Origin of the sequence: Enterobacter sp. 296B2, from assembly GCF_034106185.1 — a bacterium.
Classification (GTDB): Bacteria; Pseudomonadota; Gammaproteobacteria; order Enterobacterales; family Enterobacteriaceae; genus Enterobacter; species Enterobacter cloacae_N.
The window spans coordinates 40,222-60,566 of record NZ_JAWNCA010000027.1 but is presented as its reverse complement, the minus strand read 5'-3'; the positions used below and the strand labels follow the sequence as shown (position 1 = coordinate 60,566).

Below are 20,345 nucleotides of genomic sequence, written 5' to 3'. Positions count from 1 at the left end.
ACAGCCGCTGACCAGGACGGTAATAAAAATGATGATGAAGCGTGTGGTATCACTCTTTCTGCTATTTATGCTGGCAGGATGCAGTGCGCCACAGGAAGTACCCGTGCAAAAAGCGCAGCAGGGTAAAATAAGCCCGGAGCGTTCACTGAATATGGAAGAGCTCTGTAAAGACCAGGCCGCCCGGCGCTATAACTCGGACGTTCAGAAAATTAACGTCATCGGATTCGAGCGCTTTCAGGGCAGCTATGAGCTTAGAGGGTATACTGCGCGTAAAGAGGGCTTTGTCTGCTCGTTTGATGCGGACGGTCAGTTTTTACATCTCTCCATGCGCTAGTCTGCTCGCATAATCAACAGCCAGACGCCGCCAGCGTTCTGGCCGGAAGGCTTATTTCCCAATTTTCCCTAAACAACCCCGTTTCGTACTGTATATCTTGCAGCCAGCGGGTATACTGGTCCCTTCCATTTAAAACCACACGTATCCAGCACGAAATACTATGCAAAAGTTTGATACCAAGACCTTCCAGGGCCTGATCCTGACCTTACAGGATTACTGGGCTCGTCAGGGCTGTACCATTGTTCAACCTTTGGACATGGAAGTCGGCGCCGGCACTTCACACCCGATGACCAGCCTGCGCGCATTGGGGCCAGAGCCAATGGCGACCGCGTATGTGCAGCCTTCCCGTCGTCCGACCGATGGTCGTTACGGTGAAAACCCGAACCGTCTGCAGCATTACTATCAGTTCCAGGTGGTGATTAAGCCATCACCCGACAACATTCAGGAACTGTACCTCGGGTCGCTGAAAGAGCTGGGTATGGATCCAACCATCCACGACATCCGTTTCGTGGAAGACAACTGGGAAAACCCAACGCTGGGTGCCTGGGGTCTCGGTTGGGAAGTGTGGCTGAATGGCATGGAAGTGACCCAGTTCACTTATTTCCAGCAGGTTGGCGGGCTGGAATGTAAGCCAATCACCGGTGAAATCACCTACGGTCTGGAACGTCTGGCCATGTACATTCAGGGCGTAGACAGCGTTTACGACCTGGTCTGGAGCGACGGCCCGCTGGGTAAAACCACCTACGGCGACGTGTTCCATCAGAACGAAGTGGAGCAATCCACCTATAACTTCGAATACGCGGACGTGGACTTCCTGTTCACCTGCTTCGAGCAGTACGAGAAAGAAGCGCAGCAGCTGCTGGCGCTGGAGACTCCGCTGCCGCTGCCTGCCTACGAGCGTATTCTGAAGGCCGCCCACAGCTTCAACCTGCTGGACGCCCGCAAAGCGATCTCCGTGACTGAACGTCAGCGCTACATTCTGCGTATTCGTACCCTGACCAAAGCCGTTGCAGAAGCTTACTATGCGTCCCGTGAAGCCCTTGGCTTCCCGATGTGCAACCGAAACAAATAAGAGGCGGCCATGTCTGAGAAAACTTTCCTGGTGGAAATCGGCACCGAAGAGCTGCCACCAAAAGCCCTGCGCAGCCTGGCTGAATCTTTTGCTGCGAACGTGACTGCCGAGCTGGATAACGCTGGCCTGGCGCACGGTAAAATTGAGTGGTTTGCTGCACCGCGCCGTCTGGCGATGAAAGTGGCAAATCTGGCGGCCTCTCAGCCGGATCGTGAAGTCGAAAAACGTGGCCCGGCGATTGCCCAGGCGTTCGACGCGGAAGGCAAGCCGAGCAAAGCGGCTGAGGGCTGGGCGCGCGGCTGCGGCATTACCGTTGATCAGGCCGAGCGTCTGACCACCGATAAAGGCGAGTGGCTGCTGTATCGTGCGCACGTGAAAGGCGAAAGCGCGGAAGCGCTGCTGCCGAACATGATCGCAACCTCGCTGGCTAAGCTGCCGATTCCTAAGCTGATGCGCTGGGGCGCGTCTGACGTTCACTTCGTGCGTCCGGTTCACACCGTGACCCTGCTGCTGGGCGATACCGTTATTCCGGCCACCATTCTGGGCGTGGCGTCCGATCGCGTGATCCGCGGCCACCGCTTCATGGGCGAGCCTGAGTTCACCATCGACAATGCCGACCAGTACCCGCAAATCCTGCTGGAGCGCGGTAAGGTCATTGCCGACTACGAACAGCGTAAAGCCAAAATTAAGGCGGACGCGGAAGAAGCGGCGCGCAAGATTGGCGGTAATGCCGACCTGAGCGACAGCCTGCTGGAAGAAGTCACCTCTCTGGTTGAATGGCCTGTTGTGCTGACCGCGAAGTTCGAAGAGAAATTCCTGGCCGTTCCGGCTGAAGCGCTGGTGTACACCATGAAGGGTGACCAGAAGTACTTCCCGGTCTATGCCAACGACGGCAAGCTGCTGCCAAACTTCATTTTCGTGGCGAACATCGAATCGAAAGATCCGAGCCAGATTATCTCCGGTAACGAAAAAGTGGTGCGCCCGCGTCTGGCGGATGCCGAGTTCTTCTTCAATACCGACCGTAAAAAGCGTCTGGAAGATAACCTGCCGCGCCTGCAGACCGTGCTGTTCCAGCAGCAGCTGGGTACGCTGCGCGACAAGACCGACCGTATCGCGGAGCTGTCCGGCTGGATTGCCCGTGAAATCGGTGCCGACGTTAACCACGCGACGCGTGCGGGCCTGCTCTCCAAGTGCGACCTGATGACCAACATGGTGTTCGAATTTACCGACACCCAGGGCGTGATGGGCATGCACTATGCGCGTCACGATGGCGAAGCGGAAGACGTGGCCGTGGCCCTGAACGAGCAGTATCAGCCGCGCTTTGCGGGTGACGATCTGCCGTCCAACCCGGTGGCCTGCGCTGTAGCGATTGCCGATAAGATGGACACCCTGGCGGGTATCTTTGGTATCGGTCAGCATCCGAAAGGCGACAAAGACCCGTTTGCGCTGCGTCGTGCTGCGCTGGGCGTGCTGCGTATCATCGTTGAGAAGAACCTGAACCTCGATCTGCAGACCCTGACCGAAGAAGCGGTGCGTCTGTACGGCGACAAGTTGACCAACGCGAACGTTGTGGATGACGTGATCGACTTTATGCTCGGCCGTTTCCGCGCCTGGTATCAGGACGAAGGTTACTCCGTTGACACCATTCAGGCGGTGCTGGCGCGTCGTCCGACCCGTCCGGCTGATTTCGATGCGCGTATGAAGGCGGTTTCCCACTTCCGTACCCTGGAAGTGGCATCTGCCCTGGCCGCGGCCAACAAGCGTGTATCCAACATTCTGGCGAAATCCGACGAGACGCTGAACGAGCGCGTGAACGCCGCAACCCTGAAAGAGCCGGAAGAGATCGCTCTGGCGATGCAGGTTGTGGTGCTGCGCGATAAGCTCGAGCCGTACTTCGCGGAAGGCCGCTACCAGGAAGCGCTGGTGGAGCTGGCCGAGCTGCGTGACGTTATCGACGCCTTCTTCGAGAAAGTGATGGTGAACGTAGAAGATAAAGAGTTGCGTATTAACCGTCTCTCTATGCTCGAGAAACTGCGCGAGCTGTTCCTGCGCGTAGCGGATATTTCGCTGCTGCAGTAATGTGCCCGCTGTTACAAATGCTAAAAACCCGCTTCGGCGGGTTTTTTTATGGGTCTTTTGCAGGCCGGATAAGCGCAGCGCCATCCGGCAGGTTTAGCCGATCGCGATTGTGCCTTCGTCTGTCTGCAGCCAGCGCGGTGCCTTCAGCGTATCAGCAAAGTAGCTGACCAGCTCGCACAGCAAATCTTCCATCACGATTTCAGATTGTCGCGGCAGTGAGCCGTTCATCAGCATCTGCGTAAGCTCCTGACAGTAGCGCCCCAGCTGATCGCATTCGGGTTCGAAAGCCGGAACGCGTGACGGGAGTTCCTTCACGGTCAGGCTGGCTTTTAAAGCGTCCGGAACAGGATCCAGAAGCGTGGGTTGCAGAAGATTCAGACAGGCATAAAGTCTGCCGTAAAGCGCCATTTTTGGGGCGGGTTCTTCGCAATCTACCAGTGCGTCGGTAAAACGTTCGCAGTTATCCGCCAGTTCGGTGAAGTCGGTGGCATGGTTGAAGGGCAGGGTGATTAAAGAATGAACTTGGGTTGGGGTAGTAGCCATATTGGCAGCCTCCGATAAGTGATAAAGCTTCCACCATCGGAAATGCTAATTTCGCTGGTGGTGGACTGAACAGAGTTAGCATTACCGGCCTTATCGGATACCGGCGCATCTCTCGATGCCCCTGCTCAGCCCACCATTGAGATGTAGCAAAGCATGCTGCACATAATGTGCCGCCGATAAGATAAGCCAGGATGCTAAACCCGGCACCTGATTTTGCAGGTGCGAAGAGAACTTACTGCTCATCAAAACAGGCGGCAACAGATTTGAGCTATGCCACTGAGGATATTACCATTTCTGGAAAGAGACTCGCAAAATTACCGCAACGAAAAGCATACTGCGGGCAGAGGTCTTACAGCGACGCTATGGTCCGGCTGTAAATTGCTGAGGCGTTTGCCTTCCGGCCGGGGCGAGGCGCAGGGATGCGCCGAGAGGGCGGGCTTTACAGGGATGTTACCTCCGCCCGTCCCCGATAAGCCGGAAGGAATAAGCCGAAGGTACCGCGTAGTGGCGATTTACCGCCGGGAGCCCGGGTAGCCAGGGTGGTGGCGACTGAGCCACCCTGGCACGCTCACGGGTATTATCGCTACAGAGTAGCAAGGAACATAAAGTGAGCGGAATGACCACCAGAGCCGTATGCTCCCCCTCACCCTAACCCTCTCCCAAAAGGGGCGAGGGGATTGTTCACTGCTCGCATTAATTTGTGGGGATCCCTCATCCCAAAGGGAGAGGGAGTATAAGCCGTCCAAAATTTAACCTTGAAATGGTCAACCCATTACCGCTATCCTTATCTCCGTTAAATTTCTCGCTCTGGAGCGCCCCCCAAAAATGAACAAACACGACTGATGAATTTCGATCCTTGCTAAACGCCACCGCGTCGGCAGGGGATGTTTTGATTTCATTCAGGAGTGCTTATGGCTCATTTTGCGCAGTCCCCTTCTTTTATTTTGCATCAGGTCACCTGTCAGTTTCCGACGGGCGATACCCTTTTTGGTCCGCTGAATCTTTCTCTGGAATCCTCCCTGTGCGCGCTGGTGGGCCGCAACGGCAGCGGGAAAACGCGTCTGCTGCGTCTGCTGGCGGGGCTTGATGAGCCTGCAAGCGGGCATATCGAACGTACCGGAACACATGTTTATGTGGCTCAGCAGCAGGACATTTTGCCGCACACGACGCTGGCTGAACTGCTCGGGTTCGAGGCCATCTTCGCGGCGCGAGCGCGCATCGACAGCGGTGATTACCAGCCTGACGATCTGGAAACGCTTGATGGATTGTGGGATTTAGCTGAACGTCTGGGCGAGGCGTTTACCCGGGCAAAACTTCCGCCGTTTGATCCTGATAAGCCAGCCGGTGAGCTCAGCGGCGGCGAGCGCATTCGCGCGCTGCTGTGCGGTGCATTTACTGCTGAAGCGGATTATCTGCTGCTGGACGAACCCACAAACCATCTCGATCGACAAGGCAGGGCGTGGTTCCACGACCAGCTTGCCCGTTATCAGGGCGGTGTGCTGGTTGCCTCCCATGACCGCGAACTGCTGGCGAAGGTGCCGCGTATCCTTGAGCTGAGCAGCGGCGGCCTGCGCAGCTACGGCGGGAATTATGCGGATTATCAAACCCAGCGCGATGCCGAACAGCAGGCGGCCCGAGCGGCGCTGGAGCATGCTGCCACGGAGCGCAAACGCACCCGCGCACGCATGCAAAAAGAGCATGACGACAGCCAGCGGCGTTCAGCAAAAACATTGCGCACCGTCGATACCCTGAATATCGCGTCGTTTGAACGGGTCAAATACAAAGGCGCGGCGAAGGAGCGGATCGGCTCATGGAAAAAGCAGCATAGCGAGCAAAATGAAGCCCTGAACGCCGCGGTAAACAAGGCGTGTGAGCGGGTTGACGAAGATAACCCTGTGATGTTCACCCTGCCGGGGAGCCAGATTCCGGAAGGCAAACAGGTGCTGGTGCTGGAGGATCTGGTGCTGCCGCATGTGTCTTTACCACCACTCAACTGGCGGATCGATGGACCGATGCGCGTGGCGCTAAAAGGGCCGAACGGCTGCGGGAAATCGACGCTGTTGAAAACAATCCTCGGCGACATTCGCCCGCGTTCAGGAACCTGTAAGGTGTCGGTCAGCTGCGCTTATCTCGATCAGCATCTTTCCCGGCTCGATCTCTCGCAGTCGGTCATGACGCACCTCAACCTGGGCAATACGCCCCTGGAAGAGGGCATGTTACGAACCCGTTTAGCCCAGCTTCAACTGGGGGCCGATAAAGTTTCGCTTCCGCTGGCGGAACTGAGCGGCGGCGAGCGTCTGAAGGCTGCGCTGGCCTGCGTGCTATGGCGCGCGGAGGCCACGCAGCTCCTGCTGCTGGATGAACCGACCAACCATCTGGATCTGGCCTCGGTGCAGGCCATTGAAGCGGCACTGGCGGGTTTCCCCGGCGCGCTGCTGGTGGTGTCACACGATGATGCGTTTTTAAAAGGGTTAACGTTGACGCATGAGATGGTGTGGGAGGAGACGGGCTGGCGTTTCGAGAGCCTTTAAACACAAGCCCCCGCAGAGGCGGGGGCATTCAATCTTCACTACGCTATCTGTTTGCTGAGTGCAGGGTTGGCCTGAATCAGGCGCATCAGCCTTAACTCGGTTGGGGTGGGTTTCTCTCGTTTTGACTCCCACTCCAGCACCATAGCCACGCTGACACCCATCGCTCTGGCGAATTCTTCCGTTTTCAGTCCTGTCCCTTTGCGCAATTGCTCATATTCTGTAAAGGGATTGGATTTTTGTTGCAGGGTAATGGTCTGCGGTACATCTTTAAAAACGATCTGTTCCAGACTGCTCAGCAGCTCAAACTCAGGATCTTTATATTCCATTGAGAACTCCTCTTAAATCTCACATCGTGATCAAGAACATCAGAGAGCCAATTAAGAATAGTCCCTAATACAAACCCAGGATCGTAACGGCTGTGATTAATCGTGCGGTAACGATCGCTTTATCCGATTCAGCTATATGGATAGTTATGCTAATTACCTGATTAACCATATGTCGGCTTCGCCAGGTATTTTTTTGTAAATAGTAAGAAATAAATCGGCAATAGCCGTTTTACATGAAAAGAGTATCTTGCAAGGCTGACCTGGACTATCCTTGTCAGCGTCGGGCACGCGTGTGCCGGTGTGCGCTTTTTTGGGTGAAAGGAGTAATAAAATGGCGACAGGAAAGTCCTGCTCTCGCTGGTTTGCGCCTATTGCGGCGTTGTTGATGGTTGTTAGCCTGAGTGGGTGTTTTGATAAAGAAGGCGATCAGCGCAAAGCGTTTATCGATTTTCTGCAGAATACAGTGATGCGCAGCGGCGAGCGGTTGCCGACGCTGACTGCGGATCAGAAAAAACAGTTTGGCCCCTTTGTGTCCGATTACGCCATTCTTTATGGGTATTCACAGCAGGTGAGTCAGGCGATGGACTCCGGTATCCGCCCGGTAGTGGATAGCGTGAACGCCATCCGTGTTCCCCAGGATTATATGACTCAGCGCGAGCCGCTGCGCCAGTCCAACGGCGCGCTCGGCGTGCTGAGCCAGCAACTGCAGAATGCGAAAATGCAGGCTGACGCGTCACGTTCTGCGCTGAAGCAGGGCGAGGACCTCAAACCGGTCTTCGATAAAGTGTATGAGAAAGTGGTGACGAAACCGTCTGAAGCGATACAACCGCTGATCCCGGCCGCGCAAGTCTTCACTCAGCAGCTGGTTCAGGTCGGAGATTTTATCTCCCAGCAGGGTACGCAGGTGAGCTTCGTTGCCAACGGCATTCAGTTCCCGACCTCGCAGCAGGCAAGTCAGTACAATACGCTGATTGGGCCGCTGGCCGCACAGCACCAGGCCTTTAGCCAGGCGTGGGGCGCAGCAGTCGCTGCCACAGAATAAACCGAAAAACCCCGCCTCAGGCGGGGTTTTTTTCGGCATTCAGAAAATAACGCTTGTCATTCCTCTACCACATCGGTATAACTGTCTGCGTCGGTTTGTTACACAGACCTAAAGCAGTTTAGTAAAGCAGTCCAGATTGTTATCCATAGATACCCTTCGTAGTGACCCTTCCTTCATCGCTTAAAAATCTGTAACGCAATCCATCAAGCCGGAAGGCACAATATATTTGTTAATAAGGTAATTTCTATGTCTGCTAAAATGACTGGTCTGGTTAAATGGTTCAACGCTGATAAAGGTTTCGGCTTCATCACTCCTGACGATGGCTCTAAAGACGTGTTCGTACACTTCTCTGCTATCCAGAACGATGGCTACAAATCTCTGGACGAAGGTCAGAAAGTTTCCTTCACCATTGAAAGCGGCGCTAAAGGCCCAGCAGCTGGTAACGTTGTAAGCCTGTAAGCTTCCAACCCAGTAGCACAAAATTCAAAAACCCGCCTTCTGGCGGGTTTTTTCGTTTCTAGTGTTGGATCTGCGGGTTAACACAGTTCTTATCCACTTTTCCAGCAAGCGCGGCTATCAGGTTATCTACTGCCGTCGCCGCCATATTGTAGCGCGTCTCGTGGGTAGCAGAGCCGATGTGTGGCAGGGCGACGACGTTTGGCATGCTCAGCAGCGGGGAATCTACCGGCAGCGGCTCCTGTTCAAACACGTCCAGACCCGCGGCGTGGATCTCGCTGTTTTGCAGCGCCTCAATCAGCGCCTTCTCATCCACCACCGGGCCGCGACCCGCGTTGATGAAGATGGCGGACTTCTTCATTTTTTCAAACGCGGATTTGCCGATCAGATGGCGCGTTTCATCCGTCAGCGGCAGGATCAGGCAGACAAAATCGGCTTCCTGCAGCAGCGTATCCAGCTCGCAGTAACGCGCGTTGAAGCGTTCTTCTGCTTCACTGTGACGACGGCGCGCGTTATACAGAATCGGCATGTTGAAGCCGAAATGCGCGCGCTGCGCCAGCGCCAGCCCGATACGCCCCATACCCACGATGCCCAGCGTTTTGCCATGCACATCCACGCCGAACCAGTCCGGCCCAATGCTTTTCGTCCATTCGCCGGCTTTCACACGCTCGGCCACTTCCACCACGCGACGGGCCGTGCTGAGTACCAGCGCCATCAGCGTGTCGGCCACGGTTTCCGTCAGGGCATGCGGCGTGTGCATCAGCAGGATTTTACGGGCGTTCAGGGCATCCACGTCGAAGTTATCATAACCTACTGAAACGGTAGAGGTAGCACGAAGCTTCGGCATTTTCTCCAGCAGGGCGATATCCACTTTTTCGCTTGAACCCAGCAGGCCTTCGGCGCTCGCGAACGCGTCGGCGTGCTGCGCCACGGTCTCCGGGCTCAGGTTTTTCACCTGCGTAACGGTGAAGTGTTCTTCCAGGCGTTTCTGCAGATCTTCCGGCAGTGCTTTATACAAAATGACGGACGGCTTCATGCTAATCTCCGTTGATTTTTAAGGATTCAGGCGTGGCGTGCACCGACGGGGTGCTGTTGATTATTAGCAGGCTTAACAATCAGAGTAAGCCACACGGAGGCGAAAAGCGCTACCCCCATAAAGATGTACGATGCAGACGGGCTGCCGGTGGCACCGTTCAGGTAGCCCACAAACCAGGAGCCGCAGAACGACCCCAGCGCACCCATACTGTTAATCAATGCCATTGCACCGCCCGCGACGTTACGCGGCAGCATTTCCGGGATGATGGCAAAGAACGGACCGTACGGGGCGTACATGGCGGCACCGGCAATGACCAGCAGGGCGTAAGAGGCCCAGAAGTGATTCGCGCCGACGGCCCATGAGCCAATGAACGCAAAGGCAGCGATCAGCAGCAGCGGCCAGACAAACAGCTTACGGTTCTGCAGCTTGTCCGATGCCCATGATGCGACGATCATGGCGATGGTCGCGGCGAGATACGGTACGGAAGAGAGCCAGCCCACCTCAACCATGCCGAGGTTTTCTCCGCCGCTGCGGATAATCGACGGCAGCCACAGCACAAAGCCGTACACGCCGATACTCCAGGTAAAATACTGCGCGCAGAGCAGGATAACGTTGCGGGAGCGGAAGGCTTCGCCGTAGTTGCGTACCGCCTTCAACCCCTGCTGTTCTTTATCCAACTGCGCCTGCAGTGCGGCTTTTTCATCTTCGGAAAGCCACTTTGCCTGTGCAGGCTTATCTTTTACCAGCACCCACCAGCAGAATGCCCAGATAATCGCGGGTACCCCTTCGATGATAAACATCTCGCGCCAGCCGAAGGCCTGGATCAGGTAGCCAGACACCACCGACATCCACAGTACCGTGACCGGGTTACCGAGGATCAGGAAGGTATTCGCGCGCGAGCGTTCGGATTTGGTAAACCAGTTGCTGATGTAGATCAGCATCGCCGGCATGACCGCCGCCTCAACGACACCGAGGATAAAGCGAATGGCGGCCAGGGCAGGAATATTGTTCACCACGCCGGTCAGTGACGCGCAGGCACCCCACAGGATCAGGCAGACGAAGATCAGCTTGCGCACGCTGCGGCGTTCCGCATAAATCGCACCGGGGATCTGGAAGAAGAAGTAGCCCAGGAAGAAAAGGGCACCCAGCAGGGAGGAGATACCTTTGGTGATGCCAAGGTCCTCTGTGATCCCCGCCGCGGACGCGAAGCTGAAGTTGGCACGGTCAAGGTACGCCAGGCTGTACGTGATAAACACGATTGGCATGATGTACCACCAGCGTTTTACTGCATTGGTCGAACTGTTCATAGGCTTGCCTCTGTTGTTGAGGTTGTTACCGCCGTTGTCTGTAGGGTACACGGTGGCTTGTTTTGTTGAGTGTAATTTATGCCCTTCACCCTAACCCTCTCCCCAAAGGGGCGAGGGGATGATTTGCTCCCTCTCCCCTTTGGGGAGAGGGCTGGGGTGAGGGGATCTATTCGTTGAGCTGCACACGCGTTGGCAATCCTTCGCTGTCGCCCTGCACCTGAATGGCCAGCGAGCCAATCTTGTTGCCACGCGCGACGGCCTGCTGCAGTGATTTGCCTTCCAGCAGCGCGCTAATAACGCCCACGGCAAAGCCATCGCCCGCGCCGACGGTGTCGACCACGTTCTCAACCTTCACCGCGGCGACCGCGCCCTGTTCACCATCGGCCGTCTTAAACCATGCGCCATCGGCACCGGTCTTCAGCACCACCGCTTTTACCCCTTGATTCAGGTAGAAATCGGCAATGCCTTCCGGCGTGCTTTCGCCAGTCAGGATCATCCCTTCTTTCAGGCCCGGCAGCACCCAGTCCGCCTGGAACGCCAGGCGGTTGAGCTTCTCGACCATTTCCGCTTCGCTTTTCCACAGCACCGGGCGCAGGTTCGGATCGAAAGAGATCGTTTTGCCCTGCGACTTCATGGCCGTTGCCGCATGATCCAGCAGTTCATACGAGCTGGCAGAGAGCGCTGCCGCCACACCGCTCAGGTGCAGGTGGCGCGTGAAGGCGAAATAGTCGGCGTGGTAATCCGCCACAGAGAGGTGGCTTGCCGCCGATCCTTTACGGAAATACTCCACAATGGGATCGGTTCCATTTTCGACTTTAGATTTAAGCTGAAAGCCGGTAGGGAAGCGTCCATCAAGGGTGACACCTGCGGCATCAATACCCTCTTTTTTCAGCGAGTCGAGGACGAAATGGCCAAAGCTGTCGTCCCCCACGCGGCTGACCCAGCCGACGTTCAGGCCGAGACGCGCCAGTCCGGTCGCGACGTTCAGCTCTGCGCCCGCCACGCGCTTGATAAAGTGCTCTACCGCGCTCAGTTCGCCCGTTTCAGTGGCGACAAACATCGCCATGGCTTCGCCGATCGTGATGACATCCAGCGTCTTGTGCATGGTTTACTCCTCGCGCAGCAGATTGACGTAATGGCGGGTAACGGCGGTTAAATCCGTCCCTTCCAGCGGGAACTCGATACCGCGCGGGGCATCGGCAGGCAGCTGGCCGAGCAGATCCAGCCAGCGCGCATCGGCGTGGTCCGGCGCCACGGCGCGGAAGTTATCTTTATGCGGCACGGCGGCTTTAACGTGGATATAGCTCACCGCAGGGGCCAGGCGACGCGCGGCCTCCTCAGGCGAATCGCCCACCCACAGCCAGTTGCCCATGTCGAAGGTCAGCGTGACGGGCAACGCCATTTCCCGACAGGCGGCCTGGAAGCGCTGCATCGGCGCGAGCTGACCGCAGTCGGTCTGATCGTTCTCCACGACAAGCGCCATACCGCTGGCGTTCAGCAGGCTACGCAGGGCGTCGAGAGGCTGCGCGTCGCGGAAATGGCCCAGGGAAACCTTCAGCCACAGGGCGTTAAGGGTGCTGGCCTCAGAGAGGTAGCGGGTCAGGTCCGGGTTGAGGGTGCCGTCGGGCATAAACAGGGCGGCGGGGGCGGAGTAGCACGCCAGCAGGCCGAGCAGCTCAATGGATTCGCCCAGCGCAGGCAGCGCCAGCAGCTCTTCGCTGCTGAACAGTTCCCGGCGGATCTCCACGCCGTCTGCCCCTGCACCTGCAATAACGGGAAGCATCGCCCGCTGACCGCCAGCCTGTCGCACCTGTTCCGCGCCGTACGCGGCGGTGACCACCATAATTTTCCTGCCCATCTTCGGACTCCATCGCAACATATCAATACTATTACGCTAGATGGAACCGGTTCCAAAGAAAAGGTCAGGATGTCGAATTTATGATCGCTATCACAAGGGGAAATTAACGGGCGGTGGAGCCGCGAACGATCAGCTCGCCGGAGAAGACCTGCTCGCGTACGGCATCGCTGGTGCCTTCAATACGACGAACCACTTGTTCTACAGCGGCATAGCCAATCTGCCAGGTGGGCTGTTTGAGGGTCGTGATACCAACGCCTGCCAGCTCCGCCCACTCCAGTTCATCAAAGCCCAGCAGACCGATGTCGCTGCCCCAGTGCAGGCCAATGCGCTTGAGGGAGCGGGCGACCTGCAGCGTCAGCGCCCCGTTGGCGGAGATAACGGCTTTGCGCATCCCGCGATGTCGGGTGTGGAACTGGCGCAGGGTATTGTCGAGCTGGTCGGCTTCGTGAAGCGGCGTTTCGGCATTTTCGGCGATGACGCCGGGATAACGTGCAAGCGTGGCGCGAAATGCCGCCAGGCGATCGCGTCGGGTATTTACCATGCCCAGCGGTTCGCTCAGGAACAGAATCGCCTCGAAGCCCTGTTCGATCAGGTGCTCGGTAGCGGTTGTGGCTGCCTGGGTGTTATCCAGCCCAACCACATCGCAGGCGAATTCCGGGATTTTACGATCGATAAGGACCATGGGCAGGGAGGATTGCTGCAGGCGGTTCAGGCCCTCTTCACGCATGCCTACCGCGTTAACCACAATTCCTTCGACCTGATAGCTGCGCAGCAGATCGAGATAGTGCAGCTCCTGGTCGACTTCATTATTGGTATTACAGACCAGCGGCGTGAAACCCTTCTCGCGACAGGCGGCCTCGATACCGCTGAGGACGTTGACGGAGTAGGGGTTGGTGATATCGGCGATGATAAGGCCAATCAGACGGGTGCGGCCGCGTTTGAGCCCGCGTGCCATAAGGCTGGGACGGTAGTCGAGATCGGCAATGGCCTGTTCAATACGCGCCAGCAGCGCATCGGACAGCAGGTGTTTCTCGCCGTTAAGGTAGCGCGAAATGCTGGTTTTACCGGTTTTGGCGGCTTTCGCCACGTCGCTGATGGTGGCCCGGGCTGGTTTGCTCATCGCTGATTTCCCTGAATTTAGTGAGAATACCTTAGCGGGAAAATCAACGATGGCAAGTGGTTCATGCCGGGGTGTGCGGTCTGATACCCTCACCCCGACCCTCTCCCACGGGGAGAGGGGGAAATGCGATTACTGAATTGGACTCAACGTAATCTCTACACGACGGTTCTGCGCTTTGCCTTCCGCCGTGCTGTTGCTGGCGATAGGGTTGGCAGGGCCCATGCCGCTGGTGCGGATGCGGTTCGCTTCAACGCCCTGGGTGATCAGCGAGCTGGCCACGGAATCGGCGCGTTGCTGGGACAGGCGCATGTTCAGATCCTGGCTGCCGGTGCTGTCGGTGTAGCCAATCACGTTCACGGCGGTCTTGTTGTACTCTTTCAGCACCATTGCCACGCCGGTGAGGGTGTTCGCACCCGCGGGTTTCAGCGTTGCGCTGCTGCTGTCAAAGGTGACGTTGTTCGGCATGTTCAGGATGATGTTATCGCCGCTGCGGGTGACGCTCACCCCGGTTCCCTTCATTTTGTCGCGCAGTTTTGCTTCCTGTACGTCCATGTAATAACCAACGCCGCCGCCCAGAGCCGCGCCCGCCGCTGCGCCAATCAGCGCACCTTTACCGCGGTCTTTCTTGGAGGAGGAGAGCGCCCCAACGCCTGCGCCTACCAGCGAGCCGATGCCCGCGCCGATGCCGGATTTACCCGCTTCGCGCTCACCGGTGTAAGGGTTGGTTGTGCAGCCAGAAACAGCCAGTGCACCGCTCACCAGAGCGGCAATAACGAGTACGCGTTTTTTCATCTTCTTTCCTTAATCCTTTTTATTCTTTGCCACGGCGAGCGTGGCAGTTGATTATGACGTCCAGATACGGAGAAAATTCCGGGTATAACTCTGAAATTTGTGACAAACCATAAACGGCCTCACCGAGAAGGCCGTAAAACCTGCACGCAACCAGGAGCGCACGCTTGAGCACCTCAACAAAAACCATTCTGACCGCCGCCCACTGGGGGCCGATGCTGGTCGAAACCGATGGCGAAAATGTTCTGTCGTCCCGTGGGGCACTGCCAACACAACATCCCAACTCGTTACAGACCGTCGTTCGCGATCAGGTGCACAGCAAAACGCGCGTGCGCTGGCCGATGGTGCGTAAAGGTTTTCTGGCCTCGCCGGACAAGCCGCAGGGGATCCGTGGTCAGGATGAGTTTGTTCGCGTGAGCTGGGATGACGCGCTGGCGCTGATCCACGCCCAGCATAAGCGCATCCGCGACAGCTACGGTCCGTCATCCATTTTCGCCGGCTCTTACGGCTGGCGTTCGAACGGCGTGCTGCACAAGGCCTCGACGCTGCTGCAGCGCTACATGAGCCTGGCAGGAGGCTATACCGGTCATCTGGGTGATTACTCCACTGGCGCGGCGCAGGCGATCATGCCGTACGTCGTGGGGGGGAACGAAGTGTACCAGCAGCAGACAAGCTGGCCGCTGGTGCTGGAGCACACCGACGTGGTGGTGCTGTGGAGCGCCAATCCGCTGAATACGCTGAAAATTGCCTGGAATGCCAGCGACGAGCAGGGGATTGGGTATTTCGACGCGCTGCGCAAAAGCGGCAAGCGCATCATCTGCATTGATCCGATGCGCTCTGAAACCATGGATTTCTTCGGCGACAGCGCCGAGTGGATTGCTCCGCATATGGGCACCGACGTGGCGATGATGCTGGGCATCGCCCATACGCTGTTGGAGAACGGCTGGCACGACCGCGATTTCCTCGCCCGCTGCTCCTCTGGCTTCGACAAATTCGCCGACTACCTGACGGGCCAGTCCGATGGGGTAGTGAAAACGGCAGAGTGGGCCGCAGAAATTTGTGGCATTCCTGCGGCTAAAATCCGCGAACTGGCGGGGCTGTTCCATAAAAACACCACGATGTTAATGTCCGGCTGGGGGATGCAGCGCCAGCAGTTCGGCGAGCAGAAACACTGGATGCTGGTGACGCTTGCCGCAATGCTTGGACAGATTGGTACGCCGGGGGGCGGTTTTGGTCTTTCCTATCATTTTGCGAACGGCGGTAACCCAACGCGTAAAGCGGCGGTGCTGGCGTCCCTGCAAGGCTCGGTGCAGGGCGGCGTGGATGCCGTGGATAAAATTCCGGTGGCGCGGATCGTTGAAGCCCTGGAAAAGCCGGGCGGTTTTTATCAGCACAACGGTCTGGACCGCCACTTCCCGGACATTAAGTTTGTCTGGTGGGCGGGCGGGGCGAACTTTACGCACCACCAGGATACCAATCGCCTGATCCGCGCCTGGCAAAAGCCTGAGCTGGTGGTGATTTCCGAGTGCTTCTGGACCGCCTCGGCCAAACACGCCGATATCGTGCTGCCGGCGACCACGTCGTTTGAACGTAACGATCTCACCATGACCGGCGATTACAGCAACCAGCATATGGTACCGATGAAGCGCGTTGTGGCCCCGCGTGATGAAGCGCGTGATGATTTTGACGTATTTGCCGAACTGAGCGAGCTGTGGGAAGCGGGCGGTCGCGAACGCTTTACCGAAGGGAAAAATGACCTGCAGTGGCTGGAGAGTTTCTATCAGATCGCCGGGCAGCGCGGTGCGGCGCAGGGCGTGACGCTTCCGCCATTTGCTGAGTTCTGGGAGGCGAACCAGATTCTCGAAATGCCGGAAAGCGAACAGAACGCCCGGTTTGTCCGTTTCGCCGATTTCCGCCGGGACCCGGAAAACCATCCGCTGAAAACGGAGAGCGGCAAGATTGTGATCTACAGCGAGCGCATCGCCAGCTTTGGTTATGCCGATTGTCCGCCACACCCTTCGTGGCTGGAGCCGGACGAGTGGCACGGCAATGCGCTGCCGGAACAGCTCCAGATATTGTCTGCTCATCCCGCGCATCGTCTCCACAGCCAGCTTAACTACACCTCACTGCGTGAGCAGTATGCGGTTGCCGGGCGAGAGCCGATTACGCTGAATACTTTTGACGCGAAAGCCCGCGGGATTGCAGACGGCGACGTGGTGCGCGTCTGGAACTCGCGTGGACAGGTGCTGGCAGGAGCGGTGGTCAGTGACGGGATTAAGCCGGGCGTGATCTGTATTCACCAGGGGGCATGGCCCGACCTTGAGCCCGCCGAAGGCGGTATCTGTAAAAACGGGGCGGTTAACGTGCTGACCAAAGATCTCCCCAGCTCGAAGCTGGGGAACGGTTGCGCGGGGAACACGGCGCTGGCCTGGGTCGAGAAATATGAGGGGCCCGAGCTTACCTTAACGGCGTTTGATCCGCCTGCCAGCTCATGATCCACGTCGGGTGCTGAGTATCATCTTGCCAGGCGCTGTCTTCGATGCGAAAGCCCTGAGCATGATAGAAATTCACCGCCCGGACGTTTTTCTGATACACCTCCAGGCTTAAGTGCGGGAAGCGCTGTTGAACATGGTTCAGCAGCGCGCGTCCAATACCGTGCCCGATATACGCAGGCGTAACGAACAGCGCCCCCACAAACTGCGACTGTATGACGCTGATAAACCCGCGCGGCGCGCCTTCTTCTTCCCACACCCAGGTTTCTGCCGCGGGCAGGTAGACCTCCCGCACCATGGCTTCATTCTCTTGCCAGTAGCTTGCGCTAATAAACGGGTGCGCCTCGGTGGTGCTTTCAAGCCACAGGCTCAGGAGCGGATCGGCATTTTCACTTTGCCATTTGCGGATCATGTTGCCTCCCCGGATGACAGAAGCAGCCGGTGACATGGTCGTTGACCAGACCACAGGCCTGCATAAAGGCGTAGCAGATGGTGGAGCCGACAAACTTAAAGCCGCGTTTTTTCAGCGCTTTAGAGAGCGCGTCCGACGCAGGCGTGGACGCCGGGATCTCCGCCAGCGTGGCGGCCTGCGTGATTTGCGGATCGTTATTCACGAACGACCAGACAAACGCTGAGAACGGTTCGCCGTTTTGTTCCATCGCCAGCCAGGCGCGGGCGTTGCCGATGATGGCCTGGATTTTACCGCGATGGCGGATGATACCGGCATCCTGCACCAGCCGTTCTACGTCATCTTCGGTCATGGCGGCGACGGCAACGGGATCGAACTGGTGGAAGGCGTTGCGGTAGTTTTCGCGTTTCTTCAGTACCGTAATCCATGATAATCCTGCCTGCTGGCCCTCCAGGCAGATCATCTCAAAGAGTTTTTTGCCATCCGTCTCCGGTATGCCCCATTCCCGATCGTGATAGTCGATATAAAGCTGATCCTGGCTAACCCAACCGCAACGTTCCATTCGTCCTCTCCCTTATTGATACTGATTTCGCAAAAATTTCGTTCTGACTGGCTTGACGTGTTTACTATAAAGACAATAGTTAATACAGGGCCATATGCTCTCTCAAGTCTTCCTGAATAACGACAAATATCGCCGAATTCGGCTCTCTCTGGGGTCGCTTTGATGATGATAAAAAAAATCAGTGGTCGCCATGCCGCTTCTGGCCTGGTGGGGATTTCAGCCTGCCTGTTGTTGTGTAATACAGCGTCTGCCTGGCAACAGGAATATATCGTTTCAGACGCCCAAAATAATACGGCTGAACGCTATACATGGGACGCGGATCACCAACCGCGTTACGAGGATATTCTGGCTGAGCGAATTCAGTCTTCCCAAAATTCGCCGGGGCTGGCCCTGGCTCTGCCATCTGGTGCTAAAACGGAAGCGGCGATGAGCGTAGGCTGGAATTTTCCGGTTTCGGCGCGGGTAACCACCGGTCCGGTGATGGCCTGGCGGTATGACGGCTCTACGCCGATGATGATCAATGAGTTTGGTGATAGCGCGACGACGCAGACGCTCGCCGATCCGCTCTGGCATGCCAGCGTGAGTACGCTAGGCTGGCGCGTGAATACCCAGTACGGCGATCTTCGTCCCTGGGCACAGATTAGCTATAACCAGCAGTTTGGTGAAAACCAGTGGAAATCGCAGTTTGGCATGCCTCAAACGCCAGCCCCTGTTCAAAGTGGTAACTGGATGGACGTCACCGTGGGAACAGACATTCCGTTTAATACGCACATGGCGGCCTATGCGTCGCTGGCTCAGGGGGAACGCACCACCACTGGTGAGGAGTTTCTCTATACCCTGGGGGTGAGCGCGAATTTTTAGTATTGTTACTTTTTTAAACGTTACGATAACATCTTAAAAACAATGACCACAGGCTTTGCAGCGATAGCAGGCACTAACCTGCCATCGCTTTCTTCCCCGGCAAGGTCATTCATTCCCGATTCCAGGCATTTCATTCCGTTCTTCCTGCATTTCATGACGTTTTACCCCATCGGTATTAAGGTTTTGTTTATCGTTGTCCTCAGCGAATTCCCTTAATTTCTGTTGCAGGACAACGGCCATGAACACATCAACCTATAACCGTACGCGCTGGCTCACGCTCTTCGGCACCATCGTTACCCAGTTCGCGCTGGGATCGGTCTATACCTGGAGCCTGTTTAACAGCGCGCTTTCCGACAAACTCGACGCCCCGGTCAGCCAGGTAGCGTTCTCCTTCGGCCTGCTGAGTCTGGGTCTGGCGATTTCGTCTTCCGTCGCGGGCAAGCTGCAGGAGCGTTTTGGCGTGAAGCGTGTGACCATGGCGTCCGGCATACTGCTGGGGCTGGGCTTTTTCCTGACGGCGCATTCCAGCAACCTGATGATGCTGTGGCTGAGCGCCGGCGTGCTGGTGGGGCTGGCAGACGGTGCAGGTTACCTGCTGACGCTGTCGAACTGCGTGAAGTGGTTCCCGGAGCGTAAAGGCTTAATCTCCGCGTTCGCCATCGGCTCCTATGGCCTGGGCAGCCTCGGCTTTAAATTTATCGACTCCCAACTGCTGGCATCCGTTGGCCTCGAAAAAACGTTTATGATCTGGGGCGCAATCGTCCTGGTGATGATCCTGTTTGGCGCTACGCTGATGAAAGATGCCCCGCAGCAGGAAGTGAAATCCGTTAACGGCGTGGTAGAGAACGATTTCACCCTCGCGCAGTCCATGCGTAAGCCGCAGTACTGGATGCTGGCGGTGATGTTCCTGACGGCCTGCATGAGCGGTCTGTATGTTATCGGTGTGGCGAAAGATATCGCGCAAGGGATGGTAAAACTGGATGCCGCGACGGCGGCGAATGCGGTGACGGTCATCTCCATTGCCAACCTCTCGGGTCGCCTGGTGCTCGGTATTCTGTCTGACAAAATTGCCCGCATCCGCGTGATTACGATTGGGCAGGTGGTTTCGCTGGTAGGAATGGCGGCACTGCTGTTTGCACCACTGAATGAAGCGACCTTCTTTGCGGCGATTGCCTGCGTGGCCTTTAACTTCGGCGGCACCATTACCGTCTTCCCGTCGCTGGTGAGCGAGTTCTTTGGCCTGAACAACCTGGCGAAAAACTACGGTGTCATTTATCTCGGCTTCGGTATCGGCAGTATTTGCGGCTCGCTGATTGCCTCGCTGTTTGGCGGGTTCTATGTCACTTTCTGCGTTATCTTTGCCCTGCTGATTATTTCGCTGGCGCTGTCCACGACGATCCGTCAGCCGCAGCGTGAAGTGTATAAAGAAGCGCACGCATGATTCGATGAAAAGAGGCCGCATGGCCTCTTTTTTTATCTCCGCATCGCTGCCTGACCTGTTATTTTGTAAAAATCTTCATCGATCACA

At 56.9% G+C, this 20,345-nt stretch carries 19 protein-coding genes and 1 pseudogene; 9 read left to right on the top strand and 11 right to left on the bottom strand.

Annotated elements, in window-relative coordinates:
- The first annotated feature begins 28 nt into the window (after nucleotides 1-28).
- The 3 genes from URZ40_RS18170 to glyS all read left to right on the top strand — a co-directional run bounded on the left by URZ40_RS18170 (nucleotide 29) and on the right by glyS (nucleotide 3,485).
- A complete protein-coding gene (locus URZ40_RS18170) occupies nucleotides 29-334 on the top strand; it encodes a YsaB family lipoprotein (protein ID WP_116343060.1) in 306 nt (101 codons plus the stop codon).
- A gap of 160 nt (nucleotides 335-494) precedes the next feature.
- Entirely contained in the window at nucleotides 495-1,406 is a 912-nt protein-coding gene (gene glyQ / locus URZ40_RS18165; protein WP_003860141.1) for a glycine--tRNA ligase subunit alpha, read from the top strand.
- A 9-nt stretch (nucleotides 1,407-1,415) separates the two neighbouring features.
- The gene (glyS, locus tag URZ40_RS18160) at nucleotides 1,416-3,485 is read left to right on the top strand and encodes a glycine--tRNA ligase subunit beta (protein WP_320720955.1); all 2,070 of its coding nucleotides are present in this window, start codon (nucleotides 1,416-1,418) and stop codon (nucleotides 3,483-3,485) included.
- 93 nt (nucleotides 3,486-3,578) lie between these two features.
- On the opposite strand, the gene URZ40_RS18155 is transcribed toward glyS, so the two are convergent.
- Nucleotides 3,579-4,028: a hypothetical protein gene (locus URZ40_RS18155; RefSeq protein WP_320720954.1), complete on the bottom strand. Its 450-nt coding sequence runs from the start codon at nucleotides 4,026-4,028 to the stop codon at nucleotides 3,579-3,581.
- A pseudogene (locus URZ40_RS23205) lies at nucleotides 3,995-4,141 on the bottom strand (HAD family hydrolase); the annotation flags it as partial. The pseudogene URZ40_RS23205 and the gene URZ40_RS18155, both read right to left, overlap by 34 nt.
- Before the next feature lie 798 nt (nucleotides 4,142-4,939).
- On the opposite strand from URZ40_RS23205, the gene URZ40_RS18150 reads away from it, so the two are divergent.
- Nucleotides 4,940-6,559 (top strand): ABC-F family ATP-binding cassette domain-containing protein, encoded by a 1,620-nt coding sequence (locus tag URZ40_RS18150; RefSeq protein ID WP_320720953.1) that lies wholly within the window; start codon nucleotides 4,940-4,942, stop codon nucleotides 6,557-6,559.
- 38 nt (nucleotides 6,560-6,597) lie between these two features.
- Here the strand turns inward: URZ40_RS18150 and URZ40_RS18145 are convergent, their stop codons facing one another.
- Nucleotides 6,598-6,885, bottom strand: coding sequence for an HTH-type transcriptional regulator (locus URZ40_RS18145; RefSeq protein WP_116343066.1), 288 nt, complete (start codon nucleotides 6,883-6,885; stop codon nucleotides 6,598-6,600).
- 331 nt (nucleotides 6,886-7,216) lie between these two features.
- On the opposite strand from URZ40_RS18145, the gene URZ40_RS18140 reads away from it, so the two are divergent.
- Nucleotides 7,217-7,927, top strand: a complete 711-nt coding sequence (locus tag URZ40_RS18140) for a DUF3053 domain-containing protein (RefSeq protein ID WP_045260020.1) — start codon at nucleotides 7,217-7,219, stop codon at nucleotides 7,925-7,927.
- Between the two features lie 246 nt (nucleotides 7,928-8,173).
- The gene (gene cspA, locus URZ40_RS18135; protein WP_003860775.1) at nucleotides 8,174-8,386 is read left to right on the top strand and encodes an RNA chaperone/antiterminator CspA; all 213 of its coding nucleotides are present in this window, start codon (nucleotides 8,174-8,176) and stop codon (nucleotides 8,384-8,386) included.
- A gap of 58 nt (nucleotides 8,387-8,444) precedes the next feature.
- Here the strand turns inward: cspA and ghrB are convergent, their stop codons facing one another.
- The 6 genes from ghrB to URZ40_RS18105 all read right to left on the bottom strand — a co-directional run bounded on the left by ghrB (nucleotide 8,445) and on the right by URZ40_RS18105 (nucleotide 14,496).
- Nucleotides 8,445-9,419 carry a glyoxylate/hydroxypyruvate reductase GhrB gene (gene ghrB, locus URZ40_RS18130; protein ID WP_320720952.1) on the bottom strand — a complete coding sequence of 325 codons (975 nt, stop codon included), beginning with the start codon at nucleotides 9,417-9,419 and terminating at the stop codon, nucleotides 8,445-8,447.
- A 26-nt stretch (nucleotides 9,420-9,445) separates the two neighbouring features.
- On the bottom strand, nucleotides 9,446-10,726 hold the full coding sequence (locus tag URZ40_RS18125; protein WP_316380443.1) for an MFS transporter: 1,281 nt from the start codon (nucleotides 10,724-10,726) through the stop codon (nucleotides 9,446-9,448).
- A gap of 166 nt (nucleotides 10,727-10,892) precedes the next feature.
- Nucleotides 10,893-11,831, bottom strand: coding sequence for a sugar kinase (locus URZ40_RS18120; RefSeq protein ID WP_316380445.1), 939 nt, complete (start codon nucleotides 11,829-11,831; stop codon nucleotides 10,893-10,895).
- 3 nt (nucleotides 11,832-11,834) lie between these two features.
- A complete protein-coding gene (locus tag URZ40_RS18115; protein ID WP_320720951.1) occupies nucleotides 11,835-12,584 on the bottom strand; it encodes a sugar phosphate isomerase/epimerase in 750 nt (249 codons plus the stop codon).
- Nucleotides 12,585-12,687: 103 nt separating this feature from the next.
- Entirely contained in the window at nucleotides 12,688-13,704 is a 1,017-nt protein-coding gene (locus tag URZ40_RS18110; protein ID WP_116343076.1) for a LacI family DNA-binding transcriptional regulator, read from the bottom strand.
- Nucleotides 13,705-13,833: 129 nt separating this feature from the next.
- Nucleotides 13,834-14,496: an OmpA family lipoprotein gene (locus URZ40_RS18105; protein ID WP_008502762.1), complete on the bottom strand. Its 663-nt coding sequence runs from the start codon at nucleotides 14,494-14,496 to the stop codon at nucleotides 13,834-13,836.
- Nucleotides 14,497-14,708: 212 nt separating this feature from the next.
- Between URZ40_RS18105 and URZ40_RS18100 the strand changes: the two genes are divergently transcribed.
- The gene (locus URZ40_RS18100) at nucleotides 14,709-16,988 is read left to right on the top strand and encodes a molybdopterin guanine dinucleotide-containing S/N-oxide reductase (protein ID WP_239508643.1); all 2,280 of its coding nucleotides are present in this window, start codon (nucleotides 14,709-14,711) and stop codon (nucleotides 16,986-16,988) included.
- Here the strand turns inward: URZ40_RS18100 and URZ40_RS18095 are convergent.
- Both URZ40_RS18095 and tag read right to left on the bottom strand, forming a co-directional pair.
- Complete coding sequence (locus URZ40_RS18095) at nucleotides 16,951-17,397, bottom strand: N-acetyltransferase (protein ID WP_320720950.1); 447 nt, start codon at nucleotides 17,395-17,397, stop codon at nucleotides 16,951-16,953. The two genes, URZ40_RS18100 and URZ40_RS18095, sit on opposite strands and share 38 nt — an antisense overlap.
- The gene (gene tag / locus URZ40_RS18090; RefSeq protein ID WP_116343083.1) at nucleotides 17,375-17,956 is read right to left on the bottom strand and encodes a DNA-3-methyladenine glycosylase I; all 582 of its coding nucleotides are present in this window, start codon (nucleotides 17,954-17,956) and stop codon (nucleotides 17,375-17,377) included. The genes URZ40_RS18095 and tag overlap by 23 nt, the downstream gene beginning before the upstream one ends.
- Before the next feature lie 162 nt (nucleotides 17,957-18,118).
- Between tag and URZ40_RS18085 the strand changes: the two genes are divergently transcribed.
- Together URZ40_RS18085 and URZ40_RS18080 are read left to right on the top strand one after the other, a co-directional pair.
- Nucleotides 18,119-18,817: an autotransporter domain-containing protein gene (locus URZ40_RS18085; protein WP_116343085.1), complete on the top strand. Its 699-nt coding sequence runs from the start codon at nucleotides 18,119-18,121 to the stop codon at nucleotides 18,815-18,817.
- 238 nt (nucleotides 18,818-19,055) lie between these two features.
- Nucleotides 19,056-20,258, top strand: a complete 1,203-nt coding sequence (locus tag URZ40_RS18080) for an MFS transporter (RefSeq protein WP_320720949.1) — start codon at nucleotides 19,056-19,058, stop codon at nucleotides 20,256-20,258.
- Nucleotides 20,259-20,345 lie beyond the last annotated feature (87 nt).

Bases quoted from the DNA above. Each gene is read 5' to 3' on its own strand.
- URZ40_RS18105 (WP_008502762.1), bottom strand. From the start codon at position 14,496: ATGAAAAAACGCGTACTCGTTATTGCCGCTCTGGTGAGCGGTGCACTG.
- ghrB (WP_320720952.1), bottom strand. From the start codon at position 9,419: ATGAAGCCGTCCGTCATTTTGTATAAAGCACTGCCGGAAGATCTGCAG.
- URZ40_RS18080 (WP_320720949.1), top strand. From the start codon at position 19,056: ATGAACACATCAACCTATAACCGTACGCGCTGGCTCACGCTCTTCGGC.
- URZ40_RS18155 (WP_320720954.1), bottom strand. From the start codon at position 4,028: ATGGCTACTACCCCAACCCAAGTTCATTCTTTAATCACCCTGCCCTTC.
- URZ40_RS18120 (WP_316380445.1), bottom strand. From the start codon at position 11,831: ATGCACAAGACGCTGGATGTCATCACGATCGGCGAAGCCATGGCGATG.
- tag (WP_116343083.1), bottom strand. From the start codon at position 17,956: ATGGAACGTTGCGGTTGGGTTAGCCAGGATCAGCTTTATATCGACTAT.
- glyQ (WP_003860141.1), top strand. From the start codon at position 495: ATGCAAAAGTTTGATACCAAGACCTTCCAGGGCCTGATCCTGACCTTA.
- URZ40_RS18170 (WP_116343060.1), top strand. From the start codon at position 29: ATGATGATGAAGCGTGTGGTATCACTCTTTCTGCTATTTATGCTGGCA.
- cspA (WP_003860775.1), top strand. From the start codon at position 8,174: ATGTCTGCTAAAATGACTGGTCTGGTTAAATGGTTCAACGCTGATAAA.
- glyS (WP_320720955.1), top strand. From the start codon at position 1,416: ATGTCTGAGAAAACTTTCCTGGTGGAAATCGGCACCGAAGAGCTGCCA.
- URZ40_RS18140 (WP_045260020.1), top strand. From the start codon at position 7,217: ATGGCGACAGGAAAGTCCTGCTCTCGCTGGTTTGCGCCTATTGCGGCG.
- URZ40_RS18115 (WP_320720951.1), bottom strand. From the start codon at position 12,584: ATGGGCAGGAAAATTATGGTGGTCACCGCCGCGTACGGCGCGGAACAG.
- URZ40_RS18110 (WP_116343076.1), bottom strand. From the start codon at position 13,704: ATGAGCAAACCAGCCCGGGCCACCATCAGCGACGTGGCGAAAGCCGCC.
- URZ40_RS18150 (WP_320720953.1), top strand. From the start codon at position 4,940: ATGGCTCATTTTGCGCAGTCCCCTTCTTTTATTTTGCATCAGGTCACC.
- URZ40_RS18085 (WP_116343085.1), top strand. From the start codon at position 18,119: ATGATGATAAAAAAAATCAGTGGTCGCCATGCCGCTTCTGGCCTGGTG.
- URZ40_RS18095 (WP_320720950.1), bottom strand. From the start codon at position 17,397: ATGATCCGCAAATGGCAAAGTGAAAATGCCGATCCGCTCCTGAGCCTG.
- URZ40_RS18145 (WP_116343066.1), bottom strand. From the start codon at position 6,885: ATGGAATATAAAGATCCTGAGTTTGAGCTGCTGAGCAGTCTGGAACAG.
- URZ40_RS18100 (WP_239508643.1), top strand. From the start codon at position 14,709: ATGCTGGTCGAAACCGATGGCGAAAATGTTCTGTCGTCCCGTGGGGCA.
- URZ40_RS18125 (WP_316380443.1), bottom strand. From the start codon at position 10,726: ATGAACAGTTCGACCAATGCAGTAAAACGCTGGTGGTACATCATGCCA.